Source organism: Crocosphaera chwakensis CCY0110, assembly GCF_000169335.1.
Taxonomy (GTDB): Bacteria; Cyanobacteriota; Cyanobacteriia; order Cyanobacteriales; family Microcystaceae; genus Crocosphaera; species Crocosphaera chwakensis.
The window spans coordinates 1-17,156 of record NZ_AAXW01000020.1 but is presented as its reverse complement, the minus strand read 5'-3'; the positions used below and the strand labels follow the sequence as shown (position 1 = coordinate 17,156).

Here is a 17,156-nt window from a genome sequence, read left to right as displayed (position 1 = left end):
TTTTGATGTCTATTAGTATTCCCTTGAAGACACCAAAAATTAAACTAAAATCAACATTTTTCACTTAGGTTGCACAATTAACACAGAACAATGAGCATGATGTAACACATAATTACTAACACTCCCTAAGAAAAATTCTTCGAGTCCAGAGCGTCCCCTATGACCAATAACAATGACATCGGCGTGCCATTCATTGGCTATTTTACAAATTCTCGATCCAGGATTACCATAAATTTGTTTATAGTCTATTTTAATATTTGTTTCTATTGCTTTCTTTTGATAAGATTCTAACATTTCGTTTCCAGATGTTTCAAAAGCTTGCCATTGTTCTTTCCAGGTTTCTAGGGTTAAATCATTACCGGCTGCCGGATACATTTCTTTAAGATCAGGAGGAACTGGTAAAGGACTATTTTCTTCTTCTCCTGAGAGAATATGTAGCAATAATAATTGTGGATTTTTTTCTTGTGTTGCTAATGATAAGCCGTGGTCAAAGACTGTTTCTGCCATTTCTGACATATCTAACGCGATTAAAATTTTTTGATACATGGTTTTTCTAAAGATAAATAGCTTGATTGTGAATACTCTATTGAACTAAGTATTAGAAAGTGTTTGTTCTATGAACATGAAAACCCAGTTTTGTAAGGTGGGCAAAGTTTTCTATTTTACGGGTAGTCTAGATTGATCGCTGATTTACCCACCCTACCCTCTTAGATTAAATTATATTTTTCAGAGACTTAATTGTTTTAAGTCTCTATCACAAGGTTCTAGGCCATCACCATACCACCATCAACATTAAACACTTGTCCGGTAATATAAGCGGCCGCTGGATCGGTGGCTAAAAATCTCACCATTCCTGCAACTTCTTCGGCGGTTCCTAACCGTCCCAAAGGGATAAATTGAAGGATATCGTCTGTTTTGACTTTCTCAGTCATATCGGTGACAATAAACCCAGGAGCAACGGCATTGACAGTAACACCACGACTAGCCACTTCTTTGGCCACTGCTTTGGTTAAACCGATCACCCCGGCTTTAGCTGCGCTATAATTCGCTTGACCGGGGTTGCCCATTTCTCCTACCACCGAAGAAATATTGATAATACGCCCTGTTTTCTGCTTTAACATGGGTTTAGTAACAGCTTTGGTACAGAGAAAAACCCCGGTGAGATTGAGATCGATCACCGCTTGCCAGTCTTCGGGTTTCATCCGCATTAAGAGAGTATCACGGGTGATCCCTGCATTGTTAACTAAAATATCGATGCGTCCAAACTTATCTAAGGTGGTTTTGATGAGGTTATCTACCTGTTCGCTTTGGGATACATCTCCTTGGACAGCGATCGCTTCTCCTGAGCTTTCTGTGATCTGTTTTACCACTTCGTCGGCTGCGCTGCTAGAACTGGCATAGTTGACCACGACTTTGACACCCAGGGTTCCCAATGTTACGGCGATCGCTCGACCGATACCCCGTGATGCTCCGGTAACAATGGCCACTTGTTCGCTGAGGGGTGGGGCGACAGTTGACATAATACTTACCTTTTCTCGATTGCTTGACAATTATATTATGTTTTGAGGTGAGAATCTCCAAACCCTCCACCTCCAGGAGTTTCTATAATAAAATTATCTCCAAATTCCATTTCTATCGTTGCGGTACTATTTAATATTTCTTTTGTTCCATCTTTGCGTTTAACCCAATTTTTCCCAACTTTTCCGGCTTCTCCTCCAGCTAACCCAAAGGGAGAAATAACTCGATGACTTGATAAAATATTAGCGGTCATGGGTTCTAAAAATTTGATGTTTCTGATAACACCATTCCCTCCAGAATATTGACCTTTTCCTCCGCTATTTTTTCTAATTTTAAATTCCTCTATTAACACAGGATAACGAAATTCTAAGACTTCAGGATCAGTTAATCGAGAGTTGGTCATGTGAGTCTGTACTGCGTCAGTTCCATTAAAGTTAATTCCAGCACCAGAACCACCACAAATTGTCTCGTAATATTGATAGGTTTCGTTACCAAAAGTGAAATTATTCATAGTTCCTTGAGAGGCTGCTAATATCCCTAAAGCTCCATATAAAGTATCAACAATCACTTGAGAGGTTTCTACATTTCCAGCAACCACAGCAGCCGGATATTTAGGGTTTAACATACTACCTTCAGGAATGATTAACTGTAAGGGTTTAAGACAGCCGGCATTGAGGGGAATATCATCATTGACTAAGGTACGAAATACATATAAAACCGCAGCTTGTGTGACAGCTTTGGGGGCATTAAAATTATTATTTAATTGTTCGGATGTTCCTGTAAAGTCAATGGTTACACTACGAGTTTGATTGTTAATTGTCACTTTAACTTTAATCACTGCTCCCTGATCCATTTGATAATTAAATTCCCCATCAGTCAGAACCTCAATGGCTTTTCTGACACATTCTTCGGCATTGTCTTGAACAAACTTCATATAAGCTTGTACCGTTTCTAACCCATATTGACTAACCATTTTTTGCAGTTCTTGAAGTCCCTTTTCGTTGGCTGCAATTTGTGCCTGAAAATCAGCAATATTTTGTTCAGGGTTTCTCGCTGGATAATGATTATCAGCTAAAATATCTCTTACTTTTTGTTCTCGAAACTGCCCTTTTTCCACCAATAAAAAGTTATCAAATAAGATCCCTTCTTCTAAAATTGAAGTAGAATGAGGTGGCATCGAACCCGGTGTAATTCCCCCAATATCTGCTTGATGTCCACGGGAAGCAACATAAAACAAAATGTGTTGATTGTTATCATCAAATACAGGAGTTATAGCAGTGACATCGGGTAAATGAGTTCCGCCATTATAGGGATTATTAGAGAGATAAACATCCCCAGGTTGTAGCTTATTTTCCTTATCTTGAATAAGACTTTTAATACTTTCGCTCATACTGCCTAAATGAACAGGAATATGAGGTGCATTTGCCACTAATAACCCTTGTTGATCGAAAATTGCACAAGAAAAGTCTAGCCGTTCTTTAATATTAACTGAAGATGCCGTATTTTGTAGAGTAATTCCCATTTGCTCAGCAATAAATTGATAGAGATTTTTGAAGATTTCGAGGTAAATAGGATCAGGTCGAGATAAATTTAACATAACAAGTAATAGAATTTAATGGTTACTATTTTTAAAATTTCATTTTGAACAGAACCCCCAAAGGAACTGTAGAAGGAATCAATCAAACAATTGAGTAATTGAGTTAATTAAGAGGAGGGGTTATATCCTAAACAATTTTAATAATTTTAGACATAGAGTCTTGCTAAATTGGTATTTTTGTTAGTAATTTATCATAATCAATCTAGAAAAATCTAATTTTTTGAATAAAAATTATTAATGTCCTTTTCTATCGATTCAATTACTTTTTTAATAGGATCTTTTAAACTAGGACTAATTTCTAATCCTAATCCTAAATTTTCTGCTTCAATTAAATAAACCGTTACATCATTAGGAAACTCCTCTTTAAATATTTTTCTTCCTGCTGCTAAAGCATGATCCCAACGAAAATCATGTAAACTATAACTAGGTTCGGGTAATTCTTCTAGTTCTTCTCCTGGTACTTTATAAATAGTTCCTGGCTCTGAATCTGTCGAACAAGCATCAATAATAATTAATTTTTCACTTCCTCTTGCTTGAAACATCACTTCCATTCCAGCAGTCCCGCAATCATAAATTTTTAGATTACATAAGTTAGCGTCTTGAAAAATCTTTTGTAATTTCTGAGCAATGATAACGCCAACTGCATCATCACATCGATTAAGATTACCGCAACCAATTACTGTCAACATCTCTTATCTTTTTAATTTAGATTATTAGCTATTATAGTTATAGCTATCCAGTTACTAAAATTAAAACAAAATTATTGCCTTTAACTGAAAATAGTTAATAAACCCTCAAGTAATTTATTATTATCTTCAACTGTGCGGACTGCGATGCGAAAATAGCGATCGCCTAAGGTTTCAAAACTTAAGCAATCTCGGATTAATATACGATACTTTTGTAATAATTTTAGTTGTAATTGAGAACTCGGAATTTGAGTTTTAACTAAGATAAAATTAACAGAACTAGGAATCGGTTCTAAACCTTGAATTTGTGATAATCCTGTGAATAATTGTTGATAAGCTGATAATAGCCATTGTCTGGTTTGTTGGGTAAACGCTTCATCTTGAATAGCAGCAATACCAGCATGAACCGCTAAACTATTGACCGGCCAAGGATCACGCCAGGTTTGCCATTGTTGTAAACGGTGAGGATGAGCGATCGCATAACCTAACCGCAGACCCGGAAGACTATAAAATTTAGTCAGCGATCGCAAAATCACTAGATTCGGATAGTCTTCAATGACAGGAATTAAACTTTGTTGTTGAGAAGGGGGGACAAAATCCATAAATGCTTCATCAACCACCACTAAGTTAAACCGTTCTAATAGGGATAATAACGTCTCTGTGGTGAATAATTTACCTGTTGGATTATGAGGATTATTAATAATAATCCCGGCATCAGTTTCGGGACAGTTATCCAAAAGATCAAAACAGTTAGCGGTTTGCCAAGGAAAAGAAATAGGGGTAATGGTTGCCCCAAATGCTTGTAACCCTCGCCAATAATCCCTAAATCCAGGAGTCATGACATAAGTTTGTTGTTCCTGTGCCAATTCCCGGCCAGCCCAGGTTAATAACTCTGCTGCCCCATTCCCCGGTAAAATCCAATCAGAGGGCAATTGATGCCATTGTGAGAGAGCTTGTCTCAATTTTAGGTAATAGGGGTCAGGGTAATGTTTAAGAGTGTCTAAAGCCGTTTGGATAGCTGCTAGAACAGATTGAGGAGGACCGAGAGGATTAATACTAGCAGAAAAATCTACAATAGAAGAAACTGGACAGCCGATTTGAGCAGCTGCCCAGACTAAATTACCACCATGAATGGGTTGTTTCATCTGCCGAAAACTACTTTTTCGGCGCAACCCGTTCTTTAAACAACTTCCCGGCCGAAAAAGCAGGGACTTTAGTAGCAGGAATACTCATTTTTTCATTGGTTTTGGGGTTACGTCCCTCACGAGCTTTGCGATCGCGGGCTTCAAAGGAACCAAAACCCACTAGAGTGACTTTATCATCTCCCGCCACTGCTTCCATAATTGTCTCTATGGTGGCACTAATTACGGTTTCTGCTTGTTTTTTGGTGACTTCAGCCTTATTAGCGACTGCATCAATTAATTCACCTTTATTCATCGAATAATCTCCTGATATTGTGTGTTATGTCCTATGGTGTTTTGGCACATCCTAATAAAAAAAGGATGAATTATAAGTAATATTTATAGACATAAATCGCCAAAATCCCCATAGGCTAAATGTTTCACTGCATTATTCTAAGCCGAATTGTCCCCAATCGATCCCTTAAAACAGTAATTTATATAGATTTTTTGTATTTCAGTTCAAATCAATTAAGTCAATAGAAGGAAAGTTTAAGGATTTTTTGCCAATGAGATAGGGGATAGCGATAACATAGAGAGACATCAGTCGCTAAACAAAGCAACCTAGGAGAGAGATTGTGAATAATTATTCTCCAAAACTACTATGGCTCAATAATTCTGGGTTAGGGTGTTTATTAAATTTACTTTTATTGGCCATCTTATTAGTCTCTGTTGGCTTGGGATGGGTGGTTAATGGGTTTTTGATTTTATTGGGGGTGATTTTAATTACGCCTGTGATTGGATTATGGATATTACGATGGTGGGTTCAGCGTAACTTAGTCGAAAATCAATGTCCCGTGTGTAGCTATGAATTTACAGGGTTTAATGGGGTAGACACGCGCTGTCCTAGTTGTGGTGAAGCACTAGAAATTGAAGAGGGTAAGTTTAAACGGGTGACTCCCCCAGGAACTATTGATGTGGATGTGGTTGATGTCTCGGTCAAACAATTTGATGATCCTGATTAAGCCTCGATTGTTACATAATTTAAAGTTCTACCACAATTTTTATGAGGAGATTCTACCACTGCGGTAAACTAGCCCTTAATCCTGACTATTTTTACAACAGACAGATAAGATACTCTTAAGTCTTTGTTCAGTTGGGAAACCTCGACTAGAATTCATTTTAGTTGAAGTGCTTGACTAAGGAGAACACTCGGTTAAGGAGCCGGAATCAATGTCACACAAAGTTAAAATCTACGATACCTGTATTGGTTGTACTCAGTGCGTTCGCGCTTGTCCCCTAGATGTTTTAGAGATGGTTCCCTGGGATGGTTGTAAAGCAAGTCAAATTGCTTCATCTCCCCGAACAGAGGATTGTGTCGGCTGTAAACGATGTGAAACAGCTTGTCCTACGGATTTCTTAAGCATCCGTGTCTATCTTGGGGCAGAAACAACCCGCAGTATGGGATTAGCCTACTAAAAAACCTGCAATTAAACTTGTCATTTATGACATTTCCCCCACCTAATCGACAAATAGATTAGGTGGGACTTTTATTTTTTATTTTTACTCACATATTGCTACTTCTAGTTCTCAAGAAAGATGTATTACATTAGAGGTCAAAGATAAAATTTAAAAAACTTAGACTAAATTTTAGGAGCGATTAATTATCATGAATATTATTGCCTGGATTATTTTAGGTTTATTAGCCGGGGCGATCGCTAAATTTATTTTTCCTGGTCATCAGGGAGGTGGCTTTATAGCCACAATGTTTCTCGGAATTATTGGGGCATTTATTGGCGGAACCCTAATGACTTTCATCCGCACAGGAACCCTACAATTGGTTGGAGCATCTCTAAGCATTCCAGGAGTTGTTATTGCTGTATTAGGGGCAATTATTGCTATTTGGCTCTGGGGTTTAATTAATCGTGGCTAACCTTTGCTCACACTTAATCTGAATAAGATAACTTTTACCATTTTCGTAGGGGTCAACAATCGTTGACCCCTATAACATTAATTTCCTAGTTTTGTTTGATGTTATTTAACCACTCTCGCAGTTGTTCGCCAGCCACTTCTCGTCCTCCTAACCCAAAGGCTAAGGCAATGGCTGCAGCAATACCACCCACTAATAAGCCAAAGGCTAAATTGACGATATTGGGAGCAATTCCCATCTGTTGCAAGGCCATGGCCACCACAAAGATGAGGATAGAAATGCGAGCCGTATGGCCTAAAAATTTAGCTTGACGAGTGCCTGAGTTGGTAATGAGATTAAAGCAAAAATTAGCCAAGTAGAGTCCCACAGCTAAAACAGCCAGTCCTACCAAAACTTGACCAGCAATAGCTAACAACGCCCCAACTACTACTCTTAACGCTTCGATTTTAAGGATATCTACCGCCGTTAAAGACGCAAGTAACATCACAACAACTAAAACAACAATCCCGGCGATTTCTGAAGGGGTTCGGGTTGAAGTCGTAGGCGTTGGAATGGTATCAGTTGAAGTTGCAGGCGGTACAGTGGGAGGAACTTCAGTCGTATCGATTGGAGTTGCGGGAGTTGGGGCGGTTGTAGGAGTTGGAGGCGTTGTAGGAGTTTGAGCAATACCCAACCATTGAAAAATGTTGTTGAAGCCAACACTTCTTAAGACATTCGTTACCATGTCTGAGAGATACTGTCCTCCCACATAAGCTAACCCTAAGACCACTGTGGCTGCAAATAATTTGGGCAAGAGATTTAAGATTTGATTGAGCATATCCGTTGCTGGTTCGGAAATAGCGTCAATTTGCAGCGCGTCTAAAGCAGTAATTGCAACAGGAATTAAAATGAGGACATTAACAACGGTGCCAATGATATTGGATAAGGAGTTGCCAGTGGGATCACTGGATAAGCCGAATTTTTCCCCAACTTGGTTTAGGGGAGTTGTGGCTAATAAACTGCTAACCACCCGTTGTACAATTTTAGCCACAACCCAGCCCACGGCTGCAATAATGACAGCAGCGAGAATATTGGGAATAATGGCTAAAATTTCATTTAAGAGTCCTTGTACTGGTGCTAAGGTTCCTTCTAACTGAAGGGTACTGAGAATCGAGGGTAAAAACAGCAGAATAACCAACCAGTAAACCGCATTACCGATGGTTTGGGACACAGAAATTTGCTCGCTGTCTCCTCCTAACCGTTGTTCTAGATTAAAGGTAGCTAAAACACGGGTAATGAGTGTTTTTGATAAGGCAGCTAAGACCCAAGCAATAGCCACAAGGATTCCGGCCCCTAAGAGTTTGGGTAAGAAATTGGTAATTTCTCCGAGAAGACTATTGAGAGGTTCATAAACTGCCTCAAGTTGCAGCGTGTTTAAAAAAGCAACAACAGCGAAGAGAATGATTAGCCAATAAGCAAAATCAGAGACCCATTTTTCGATGGGAATTGAACTACCAGAGGAATCATCTCCAGCAATCCAAGCAGCGATTTGATTATCGATTTCGGTACTATTGAGAACTTTTTTGACAATGCCTCGGACAATAGAGGCAATAATCCAACCAACTAAGAGAATAATCAGACCTTGTAACAAAGTCCAACCATCAGAAAATAGTTGATTTAATAAAGACGGATCAACAATTGGGGTTTCTTGTGCTAGAAACCAGCGGGTTAACGTAGTCATGATATAACCTTTGAAAAATCAAGCGGTATATTTTCGGTTTTAATATAACGAAATACCAACTTAATGTTCAAAATGGGTGAAGTTATCCAGACTGCGCTTGACAATTAATTATACTTAGTTCCTAGCCTATTAAGAACAGCTTCCCGTCAAACTAGGAAGAGGTTGATGGGTCAAACAATGCCAATAACAAGCAAATAAATTAGGGTAAGGATAGTTCAGAGAAGCGATCGCAGGGGCTGCTGGAAAGGGCCATAAACGGTCAAAAACAATCTGTTGACCTTTGAGACGAAATTGTAATAAGTACAACGATGGAGGGGCATCTAGAGATTTTAGTAACCCTTCTGCTAACTCATAAAGAGGACGGCGTAAGGACTGATTTAAGGTAATCGGTTGTTCGTAGGAATTGGGGAATGCCCCTTCTCCAATAATCTCTCCATAGATGAATTCTGCGGGAGTCACGGCAATGGGTAACCATAAATCCCCTAACCAGGAATCTCCAATACTGGTTTTGTACCCTAAGGTGTTTTCTACCCATTGTCTGCATTTTTTGATATCTTTGCAATCTTGGTAAATTTTTTGTTCGGGAAAAGATAGCCAAGTCGGTATTTCTATGGTCAGGGGACAATAGATAGTATTGGTATCACCTTTGGGGGGCTGGACATTTCTTGACCATAACGTGGCTGCTGCTATCACTTCAACCTGAGTTGAGGGAGAATCAGCATAGATGGCTGTTTCAAGTGCCATAACCATTTTTTCTGTTGCAGGGGAAGCTAAATAAGTGGTCCCTTCAGCTTTGACCTCAGCATTGACGATAATTAAAGCTTTACGCATATCGGTTGAATGATTGAGCGACTCTTGTGGTTTCTAGTTAGTGGAGAAATTTAAAATACCTCTATAAAGAGATTACCCATGTTTATCATTAACGATAAACAGGCAATGTAAAATGAAAACAACTACCTTGTTCTGGTACACTATCAACCCAAATTTGGCCATAGTGGACACGAACAATTTTACGACATAAGGATAACCCTAATCCATAACCTTCTTTCCCTTGATCCCTTTGCAAGCGGAAGTGACCTTCAAAAATCCGCTCTTGTTTTTCTTCAGGAATGCCAGGCCCTGTATCACAGACACTGACTTGTACTTTTTGACTGGTGCGGTGGAGAATCGATAGGGTAATTTCTCCTCCTTCTGGTGTATATTTAATCGCATTATCGATCAAGTTGACAATCACCTGACGGATTAATTCTTCATCGGCATAGACACCGGGTACGTCTTGGGGAACATCTTGGATTAATTTTAAGGATTTTTCTGTTAATAAATCGTTATATTGTTCTACGATCTCCTTGGATAAGCGAGGTAAGAAAACTTCTGTGTGGTGGACTTGTAGTTGAGCATTCATGCTTTTGGATGCTTGTAAGATATCTGTAATCAGACGATTCATCACCCGAAATTGGTTACGGGTTTGTTGAAATAGTTGTACTGTTAATTTTTGTTTTTTTTCAGTAGGGGCTTGATTTTGCGCCAGTTCTAGGGTTTCTACGGCAATAGAAGCAGCCGTTAAAGGACTTCTTAAATCATGGGCTAACATCGCTAAAACTTGATCTTTGAACTTGATTTGTTCAAGTAAGTTTTCTTTATCTTTCTTAAGACGAAATATCTCATCAGAAAGACGCATCAGTTCCCCTGAATAACCAACATTGTTGGATTTTTCTACCAATGGCTCATCATGATTTTCTTCTAAGGATGATAGCCATTTTGGCCACCATTTTTTCAGTTGATTGACAAGATTACTTCCTGCTAGGGTTTGTCTCGGTTCCGGTACGACTTTAACCAAGGCCGGAGTAGCTACTAGGCGAAAATGCTCCACTAGATGGGGTTGTTCGTGAATTTCAATCACTTCTAACTGGCAAGAACAATCTTGGCTGACGGTTTTAACGTAGTCTCGGATGGGTTGAATATACTCATGGGAACTGGGACGCTCATCGACAAACAACAGTAACTGAATCGACATCGGTGCAGCCTGATCAGTTTTAGCGGTTGTTTGATGGTTGGGGGGTTCTAGCACTGCGACTCAATACTATATACTGACAAATGAAGAAGGTTCTTTGAATAAGAGATTTTTCCTATCTATTTTATTCTAGATTCTTAAGATAGTATAAAATCAACTACACTTAATCTTATAGCTTAATTGTAAAAATTTTACTGTAATGGTTGAAAACGATTATGGCTCTTGGCTATGTTGCCCTTGTCCTTCATGCTCATTTACCGTTTGTACGACACCCTGAACGGGACTATGTCCTAGAGGAAGAGTGGCTGTATGAAGCTATTACAGAAACTTATATTCCTCTCTTGCGAGTTTTTGAAGGACTACAACGGGATGGTATTGATTTTAAACTCACAATGAGTTTAACCCCTCCTCTGGTGTCAATGTTGCGAGATCCTTTATTACAAGAACGCTACGCGGAGCATCTGGGTAAATTAGAAGAACTAATTGTTAAAGAAATTGAGAATAATCAACACAATGGTCATATTCGTTATTTGGCTGAATTTTATCACCAAGAATTTACTAAAATTCGCCAAACATGGGAACAATACAATGGAGATTTAATTTCTGGCTTTAAGCAATTCCTAGAAAGCAATAATCTTGAAATCATGACCTCTGGGGCGACTCACGGTTATCTCCCGTTGATGAAAATGTATCCTCAAGCGGTTTGGTCACAAATTAAAGTAGCCTGTGACCATTATCAAGAAACCTTTGGCCGCCCCCCTAAAGGCATCTGGTTGCCCGAATGTGCCTATTATGAGGGGTTGGAAACGATGCTGGCTCAAGCGGGTTTACGTTATTTTATTATCGATGGTCATGGTGTTTTATACGCTCATCCTCGGCCTCGTTATGGAACCTATGCTCCTGTCTTTACCGAAGCAGGAGTGGCTGCTTTTGGTCGGGATCATGAGTCATCTAGTCAGGTTTGGTCTTCTAAAATGGGCTATCCGAGTGATCCTGAATATCGAGAATTTTATAAGGATTTGGGTTGGGAAGCTGATTATGATTACATTAAGCCCTATATTATGCCCAATGGTCAACGAAAAAATACAGGGATTAAATACCACAAAATTACTAATATTCAGGGCAATATGGAGGATAAAGCTTTTTACGACCCTTATTGGGCTAAGGAGAAGGCTGCCGAACACGCAGGAAATTTTATGTACAATCGTGAGCAACAAATTGCTCATTTAGCTAACATGATGCAGCGTTCTCCAATCGTGGTGGCTCCTTATGATGCTGAATTGTTTGGCCATTGGTGGTATGAGGGCCCCTGGTTTATTGATTATTTATTTCGTAAGGCTTGGTATGACCAAAGTACCTTTGATATGGTTCATTTGGCTGATTATTTACGCTATAACCCCACTCAGCAGTTATGTCGTCTATCTCAGTCGAGTTGGGGTTATAAGGGGTTTCATGAGTTTTGGCTAAATGATGCTAATACTTGGATTTATCCTCATCTCCATGAAGCGACGGAACGGATGATTGAATTAAGTAACATAGAACCAGCAGATGAACTCGAACAAAGGGCCTTAAATCAAGCTGCACGAGAGTTGTTATTAGCACAGTCTTCTGATTGGGCTTTTATTATGCGTACGGGTACGATGGTTCCCTATGCTGTTGAAAGGACAAAAACCCATCTTCTACGGTTTAACCAAATTTATGATGATTTTCAACTAGGAACTATCAATGCTACTTTCTTAGACAGCGTTGAGACAATGGATAATATTTTCCCGAATCTTGATTATCGGGTTTATCGTTTCTCAGAAAACGGGGGAGAGAGAACAGGGAACAGAAAATAAATGTATCATGGTGTTTCTCTTGACAAGTGAGATACGCTTAACACCATCTACCTTCTGCCTACTGTCTCCTGCCTTTATTTAATTACTCCCGCTAAAAGTAACTTCTGGAAACTTCCCTTGAGCTTCCTTCATCGTAATGCTTCTACCTTGATTTTTCAGATCCTGCCAGTAATTAATCACTTCTGTGGCTTTATTTAATACTTCGATTCTTTCTGCTTCTAAAATCCAGTGTTTCGCTTCTAATTCTTCTTTTAATTGTTGCCAAGCATCGTTGCGTGGCCAGAAAAAATAAGCGGTTAAAGGACTGGTTCCCTTTCCTACTACTTGATCAACAGCGATCGCCACATTGGCATCTAACCATAGCACTTTTAAAATAAATCTAGGCTCCAATTGCCCCTCCAGTTGAATAAACGACAACTATATTTAATAATACACAACACATTATTATACCCTATTGAGTCACCGTTTTACGATTAAATAGGCTCATTGCTTTTTCAATTCCTTCTTTTAGGCTTGTTTCAATAGCATCAACCACTAAAGGAAAGGTTTTATTAATAATTGTTCTTTCTTCAGGGGCAAATCGTCCTAAAACATGGGAAACCGTATTATCTAATTGATTAGATTTACCAATCCCGATCCGCAAACGAGGAAAATCTTGCCCTCCCAAATGGGAAATAATAGATTTCATCCCATTATGACCACCGGCTGATCCTGATAAGCGCATTCTTATACGACCAATGGATAAATCCATGTCATCATAAATAACTAAGACATCCGTTGATGCGAGTTTATACCAATCAGTTACCGCGCGGACAGATTGACCGGAACGATTCATATAAGTTAAAGGTTTAAGTAGATAGATTTTTTGATTATTTCTGCTGTTTCCTTCTGCTATCATTCCTTGAAAACGGCGGTTTTCTTTCCAAGAGAGTCCCCAACTTTCAGCTAAAAGATCAACCATTTCAAAACCAATATTGTGACGGGTTTTATCATATTTAGGTTCAGGATTTCCTAATCCTACAATTAATTGAGGGATAATTAATTCGTTAGAGTTTGCTGGAGACATTTAGCTAGACTAGATATTTTCTCTACTTTTTATTTTTATTTTATCTTAAAATGGCTATTATTCCAGTTCTTAGAAATAGTATGTTTATTAAAGGGCAAGTATTTAATACTTTAGGAGTTCCTACAGAAGATATGGTTGAGTGGGGTATAGAGTTATTAACTTTAGGTTATGATAGTCCTAATCTGCGTATTTTAGCAGGATTAACTGACTTGAATGATCGTTGGGAAGTCACTGATTATGTCAATAAAACTCTCAAAGATTTTAATATTTCTGAGTTAACAGGAAAAGATGCTGTTATTGCTTATACTTCTGTCATTTTAAAAGAATTTTTAACTAGAAAAATATCCCAAGAAAGAATGTTAAGACAGATTGAACAGTTGTATTTATCTTGGGATTATTTAAAAGAAATCATGGATTTTTATCTATTGTGGAATGCTAAATATGATTTAAGCTATGGTGATGTTCAGTATTATTGGCCGGATGCAACAAGAGATAATATTAATAGGATTATTAAAGAACAAGCAGAAATGTGGCTCAAAAACTATAGTTAAAAATAAGTTTACTTCTATTTAACTTTACGTGAGTTCGATGGGAAAAACTAAGTCAAATAGTTATTCTTATACTAAACTATAGTCGATAACTTTTATTTGACAGATGATGTAATTTGGGAAATACTAGAAAAGTTCAGATATAAAACTAGCATTAATTATTAATTAGGCACAGTAAAACGTTGGAGAGGAACAACTTCGACATTTAAGAAAATATCCTTACCAATTTTTTTAGCTAAGGCATCTTGAACTACTTCAACTTGTTTTTGCTTAATTGAACCAAGGGGAGCGGACACTTCAATATCTACTTTAAGATAACCATGTTTGGGAGTTACTGCAATAGAGTTGATAGTCGAATTAATCGCCTCTCTGGTAAATATTTCAGTTTCATAGAAAATAAAGTCTTCAATTTGATGACGTACATTCTTTTTAATAATTAACTCACGCATTGAAAGACTGAGAGGAACGCCGAGTACGAACATCACTACTGTAGACATTACTAATCCTGTTTTGGCTCGTTCGATATTGCCATAGGATTGAAACAGAAAGACTAAACTACCAAAAAAGACAATGCAAATCAGGTTAGTTAAAAAGAGTAATAGCGCACCAAGCGCAATATCTGTCTCTCCTTGAGCCAAACCAATACCGACAACACTTAACGGCGGAACTAACGCGACTGCGATCGCAACTCCAGGGATAGCACTAGAAATACTACGACGGGTATTAGTAAAAGCTCCTGCTGCTCCTGCTGCCATAGCAATTCCAAAATCAATCAAGGTTGGCTTTACGCGAGACATAATCTCTGTATCGACAGTATCTAAACCAATAATTGAAGTAACTAGCCAAGCAACGCCAATAGTTAAGAAAATCCCTTTTACTACGGTAAAACTAGAACGACGTAGCAACCGACGGTTACCCATCGCTGTAGAATAAGCCATGCCAACAATAGGCCCCATTAACGGAGCAATAATCATTGCTCCAATAATTACCGCAGCACTATTTGCTAGTAGTCCTAAGGTGGCAATGATCGTCGATAAGCTCAACATGAAGTGAAAGCTAAAAGTGGGAACAGACAACCGCCAAATACTTCGATTAAGACTAGCAATGGGTACGGGTTTTTCTTTGAGCCAATGCCAATCACCATTATCTTGTTCCCATAGTTTCTTAAAACTCCTATTTATTTTGCACAATAATAATTTGGCACGGATGATGTAGCGAGGATGATAAGTAAGGATAATTGACATGGCGATTACTTAGGGATTGATGATATATGTTAGGGACAGCAATTGAAATCCAGGAAAATTATAGAAGTTACTTTATTATTCTCCATATAAGTGATGTTTAAATCATTCTTTAGACATATTCGCTCCTTAAGTATGGAGAAACAGAAGGCGATCTCCGTTTAACTTTAATTAGTACATATATACTTAATCCTCGTTCACGAATCCGAAACAACCTTTCAAGTGGAGATTTTTTCAAAAGGAGATTATTTTAAGTTTTGTTCGTCTAAAGGATAAGTTTCCAGATAAGAATTTAATTTTGTAACTAATACCTGAATATAAGGCTCTTGAAATAAAGTATGATGATATCCAGGGATTTCGTGAACTTCAATATTATCTTTAAAAAAGTTTGTTAAGTTGGATGTATGGAGTAGGCGATATTCTTGAGATAAGAATAAAATTACTTTGGCTTGAGATGGTTGAGGATAATATTGACTTCTAGCCGTTTTTAAAGCTCGGAGTAGCTGAATATCTTTGATGTACCGAGGTGACGATTGTTTATTCACCGAAGAAAGTTCAGATAGGGTTTGTTTTAGAAAAATAATGAATTGTTCTTTTTGATAACGAAATTTACTTTTAACTTTTTCAAGGAAATAACCAAGACCAAATTCACGTAGATTATACCCATGTAAGTAAACGCCTAAATCTTCAGGTTCCCAGAAAGAATCAATCAAGAAAAGCAAAGGAATTTTATGTCCTTTTCTTTGTAATTGTTTTATAATTTCTAAAGTTAGAGAAAAATCTCCACAGTAAGTAATTAGATGATAAAGACTATTTGGACAGGCTTTTTCCATATCTTCAACGAATTTAGTTGCAATATCTTCTAAGGTTAAATTTTCTAGTTTAGGGGTCAAAAATTCTGTTATTCCAAAAATATTGAGAATATAAAATGGCTGATCTTTTTCAAGATAGGAAGCAAATTTTTGAGCGTAACTTATAGAATTAACAAAAAATAAGGGGATTTTCTCTCCTTGGGTTTGAACAGGAACAACAGAGGATTCTATACTAATATTTTTGGTTTCATTAATTAAATTAATAAGGGCAAAAATAGTAGGATTTTGTAAGAAGGTAGATAAAGGAATATCAATGTTAAATTCTTGTTCTATTTTAGCTAATAAACGAATTGCTAATAAAGAATGACCTCCTAGCTCAAAGAAATTGTCGTGAATGCTAATATTTTTGATGGTAAGAACTTGTCTCCAAATGTTAGCTATAATTTCCTCTGTTGCGTTTCTAGGAGCCACATAATTACTTTGAAAAGTAGAAAAATCAGGTTCAGGAAGAGCGCGATAATTAATTTTTCCGTTAGGGGTTAATGGAAAAGACTCTAACAGCATAAAAGCAGCAGGAATCATATAATTAGGTAATTGCTGTTTTAAATCTTCACGAATCTTCTCGTTGATTTCTGTGATAGATTGTTGATTGTAATTGGGGATAATATAGGCAACTAACTGCTTATTATTATCTTGATTTTCTCTGCTAACTACTTTAGCTTCTTTGACATAGTTATGTTGATTTAATACGGCTTCTATCTCTCCTAATTCTATTCTAAATCCTCTGATTTTTACTTGGTTGTCTATTCTTTCTATAAACTCAATATTTCCATCTGATAAGTATCTAACATAATCACCAGTTTTATATAATTTTTCTTGGGGATTAAAAGGATTTTTAATGAAACTTTGTTGAGTTAATTCGGGAAGATTCAAATATTCTTTTGCTAATCCGTCTCCTCCGATATAAAGTTCACCTATTACCCCAATAGGTACAGGGTTTAAATGAGCATCTAAAATATAAACTTCTGTATTAGCAATCGGACGACCAATCAGAATTGATTTAGTCATTTG

18 protein-coding genes are annotated in these 17,156 nt (G+C 37.7%); 5 read left to right on the top strand and 13 right to left on the bottom strand.

From position 1 onward, the window contains the following. Positions 1-60: 60 nt before the first annotated feature. The 6 genes from CY0110_RS13875 to CY0110_RS13850 all read right to left on the bottom strand — a co-directional run bounded on the left by CY0110_RS13875 (position 61) and on the right by CY0110_RS13850 (position 5,238). On the bottom strand, positions 61-546 hold the full coding sequence (locus CY0110_RS13875; protein WP_008276084.1) for a universal stress protein: 486 nt from the start codon (positions 544-546) through the stop codon (positions 61-63). A 218-nt stretch (positions 547-764) separates the two neighbouring features. After that, a complete protein-coding gene (gene fabG / locus CY0110_RS13870; RefSeq protein ID WP_008276083.1) occupies positions 765-1,520 on the bottom strand; it encodes a 3-oxoacyl-[acyl-carrier-protein] reductase in 756 nt (251 codons plus the stop codon). A gap of 35 nt (positions 1,521-1,555) precedes the next feature. Further along, positions 1,556-3,115, bottom strand: coding sequence for a hydantoinase B/oxoprolinase family protein (locus tag CY0110_RS13865; RefSeq protein WP_008276082.1), 1,560 nt, complete (start codon positions 3,113-3,115; stop codon positions 1,556-1,558). Positions 3,116-3,327: 212 nt separating this feature from the next. After that, a complete protein-coding gene (locus CY0110_RS13860) occupies positions 3,328-3,804 on the bottom strand; it encodes a hydrogenase maturation protease (RefSeq protein ID WP_008276081.1) in 477 nt (158 codons plus the stop codon). A gap of 80 nt (positions 3,805-3,884) precedes the next feature. Then, positions 3,885-4,946: a threonine-phosphate decarboxylase CobD gene (cobD, locus tag CY0110_RS13855; RefSeq protein WP_008276080.1), complete on the bottom strand. Its 1,062-nt coding sequence runs from the start codon at positions 4,944-4,946 to the stop codon at positions 3,885-3,887. Between the two features lie 10 nt (positions 4,947-4,956). Then, on the bottom strand, positions 4,957-5,238 hold the full coding sequence (locus tag CY0110_RS13850) for an HU family DNA-binding protein (protein WP_008276079.1): 282 nt from the start codon (positions 5,236-5,238) through the stop codon (positions 4,957-4,959). 319 nt (positions 5,239-5,557) lie between these two features. Here CY0110_RS13850 and CY0110_RS13845 point away from each other — a divergent pair, with 319 nt between their 5' ends. The 3 genes from CY0110_RS13845 (at position 5,558) to CY0110_RS13835 (ending at position 6,852) form a co-directional block, all read left to right on the top strand. Beyond that, positions 5,558-5,944 carry a hypothetical protein gene (locus CY0110_RS13845; RefSeq protein ID WP_008276078.1) on the top strand — a complete coding sequence of 129 codons (387 nt, stop codon included), beginning with the start codon at positions 5,558-5,560 and terminating at the stop codon, positions 5,942-5,944. A 208-nt stretch (positions 5,945-6,152) separates the two neighbouring features. Next, complete coding sequence (gene psaC, locus CY0110_RS13840) at positions 6,153-6,398, top strand: photosystem I iron-sulfur center protein PsaC (RefSeq protein ID WP_008276077.1); 246 nt, start codon at positions 6,153-6,155, stop codon at positions 6,396-6,398. A gap of 190 nt (positions 6,399-6,588) precedes the next feature. Then, positions 6,589-6,852: a GlsB/YeaQ/YmgE family stress response membrane protein gene (locus CY0110_RS13835; RefSeq protein WP_008276076.1), complete on the top strand. Its 264-nt coding sequence runs from the start codon at positions 6,589-6,591 to the stop codon at positions 6,850-6,852. An 85-nt stretch (positions 6,853-6,937) separates the two neighbouring features. Here CY0110_RS13835 and CY0110_RS13830 read toward each other — a convergent pair whose 3' ends face one another. The 3 genes from CY0110_RS13830 to CY0110_RS13820 form a co-directional block, all read right to left on the bottom strand. Next, entirely contained in the window at positions 6,938-8,569 is a 1,632-nt protein-coding gene (locus tag CY0110_RS13830) for a mechanosensitive ion channel (protein ID WP_008276075.1), read from the bottom strand. A gap of 129 nt (positions 8,570-8,698) precedes the next feature. Then, a complete protein-coding gene (locus tag CY0110_RS13825; RefSeq protein WP_008276074.1) occupies positions 8,699-9,400 on the bottom strand; it encodes a hypothetical protein in 702 nt (233 codons plus the stop codon). 88 nt (positions 9,401-9,488) lie between these two features. Then, positions 9,489-10,637 carry a histidine kinase gene (locus tag CY0110_RS13820; RefSeq protein WP_008276073.1) on the bottom strand — a complete coding sequence of 383 codons (1,149 nt, stop codon included), beginning with the start codon at positions 10,635-10,637 and terminating at the stop codon, positions 9,489-9,491. A 158-nt stretch (positions 10,638-10,795) separates the two neighbouring features. Here CY0110_RS13820 and CY0110_RS13815 point away from each other — a divergent pair, with 158 nt between their 5' ends. Beyond that, positions 10,796-12,418, top strand: a complete 1,623-nt coding sequence (locus CY0110_RS13815; RefSeq protein WP_008276072.1) for a glycoside hydrolase family 57 protein — start codon at positions 10,796-10,798, stop codon at positions 12,416-12,418. Between the two features lie 78 nt (positions 12,419-12,496). Here CY0110_RS13815 and CY0110_RS13810 read toward each other — a convergent pair whose 3' ends face one another. Both CY0110_RS13810 and pth read right to left on the bottom strand, forming a co-directional pair. Then, positions 12,497-12,808 carry a 30S ribosomal protein PSRP-3 gene (locus CY0110_RS13810; protein ID WP_008276071.1) on the bottom strand — a complete coding sequence of 104 codons (312 nt, stop codon included), beginning with the start codon at positions 12,806-12,808 and terminating at the stop codon, positions 12,497-12,499. Between the two features lie 61 nt (positions 12,809-12,869). Continuing rightward, positions 12,870-13,484 carry an aminoacyl-tRNA hydrolase gene (gene pth, locus CY0110_RS13805; RefSeq protein WP_008276070.1) on the bottom strand — a complete coding sequence of 205 codons (615 nt, stop codon included), beginning with the start codon at positions 13,482-13,484 and terminating at the stop codon, positions 12,870-12,872. Positions 13,485-13,534: 50 nt separating this feature from the next. Here pth and CY0110_RS13800 point away from each other — a divergent pair, with 50 nt between their 5' ends. Continuing rightward, positions 13,535-14,035 carry a hypothetical protein gene (locus CY0110_RS13800; RefSeq protein WP_035799432.1) on the top strand — a complete coding sequence of 167 codons (501 nt, stop codon included), beginning with the start codon at positions 13,535-13,537 and terminating at the stop codon, positions 14,033-14,035. 158 nt (positions 14,036-14,193) lie between these two features. On the opposite strand, the gene CY0110_RS13795 is transcribed toward CY0110_RS13800, so the two are convergent. Both CY0110_RS13795 and CY0110_RS13790 read right to left on the bottom strand, forming a co-directional pair. Continuing rightward, on the bottom strand, positions 14,194-15,276 hold the full coding sequence (locus CY0110_RS13795) for a TIGR00341 family protein (protein ID WP_008276068.1): 1,083 nt from the start codon (positions 15,274-15,276) through the stop codon (positions 14,194-14,196). A gap of 242 nt (positions 15,277-15,518) precedes the next feature. Then, on the bottom strand, positions 15,519-17,156 hold a 1,638-nt coding region (locus CY0110_RS13790; RefSeq protein WP_008276067.1), incomplete at its 5' end, for a phosphopantetheine-binding protein.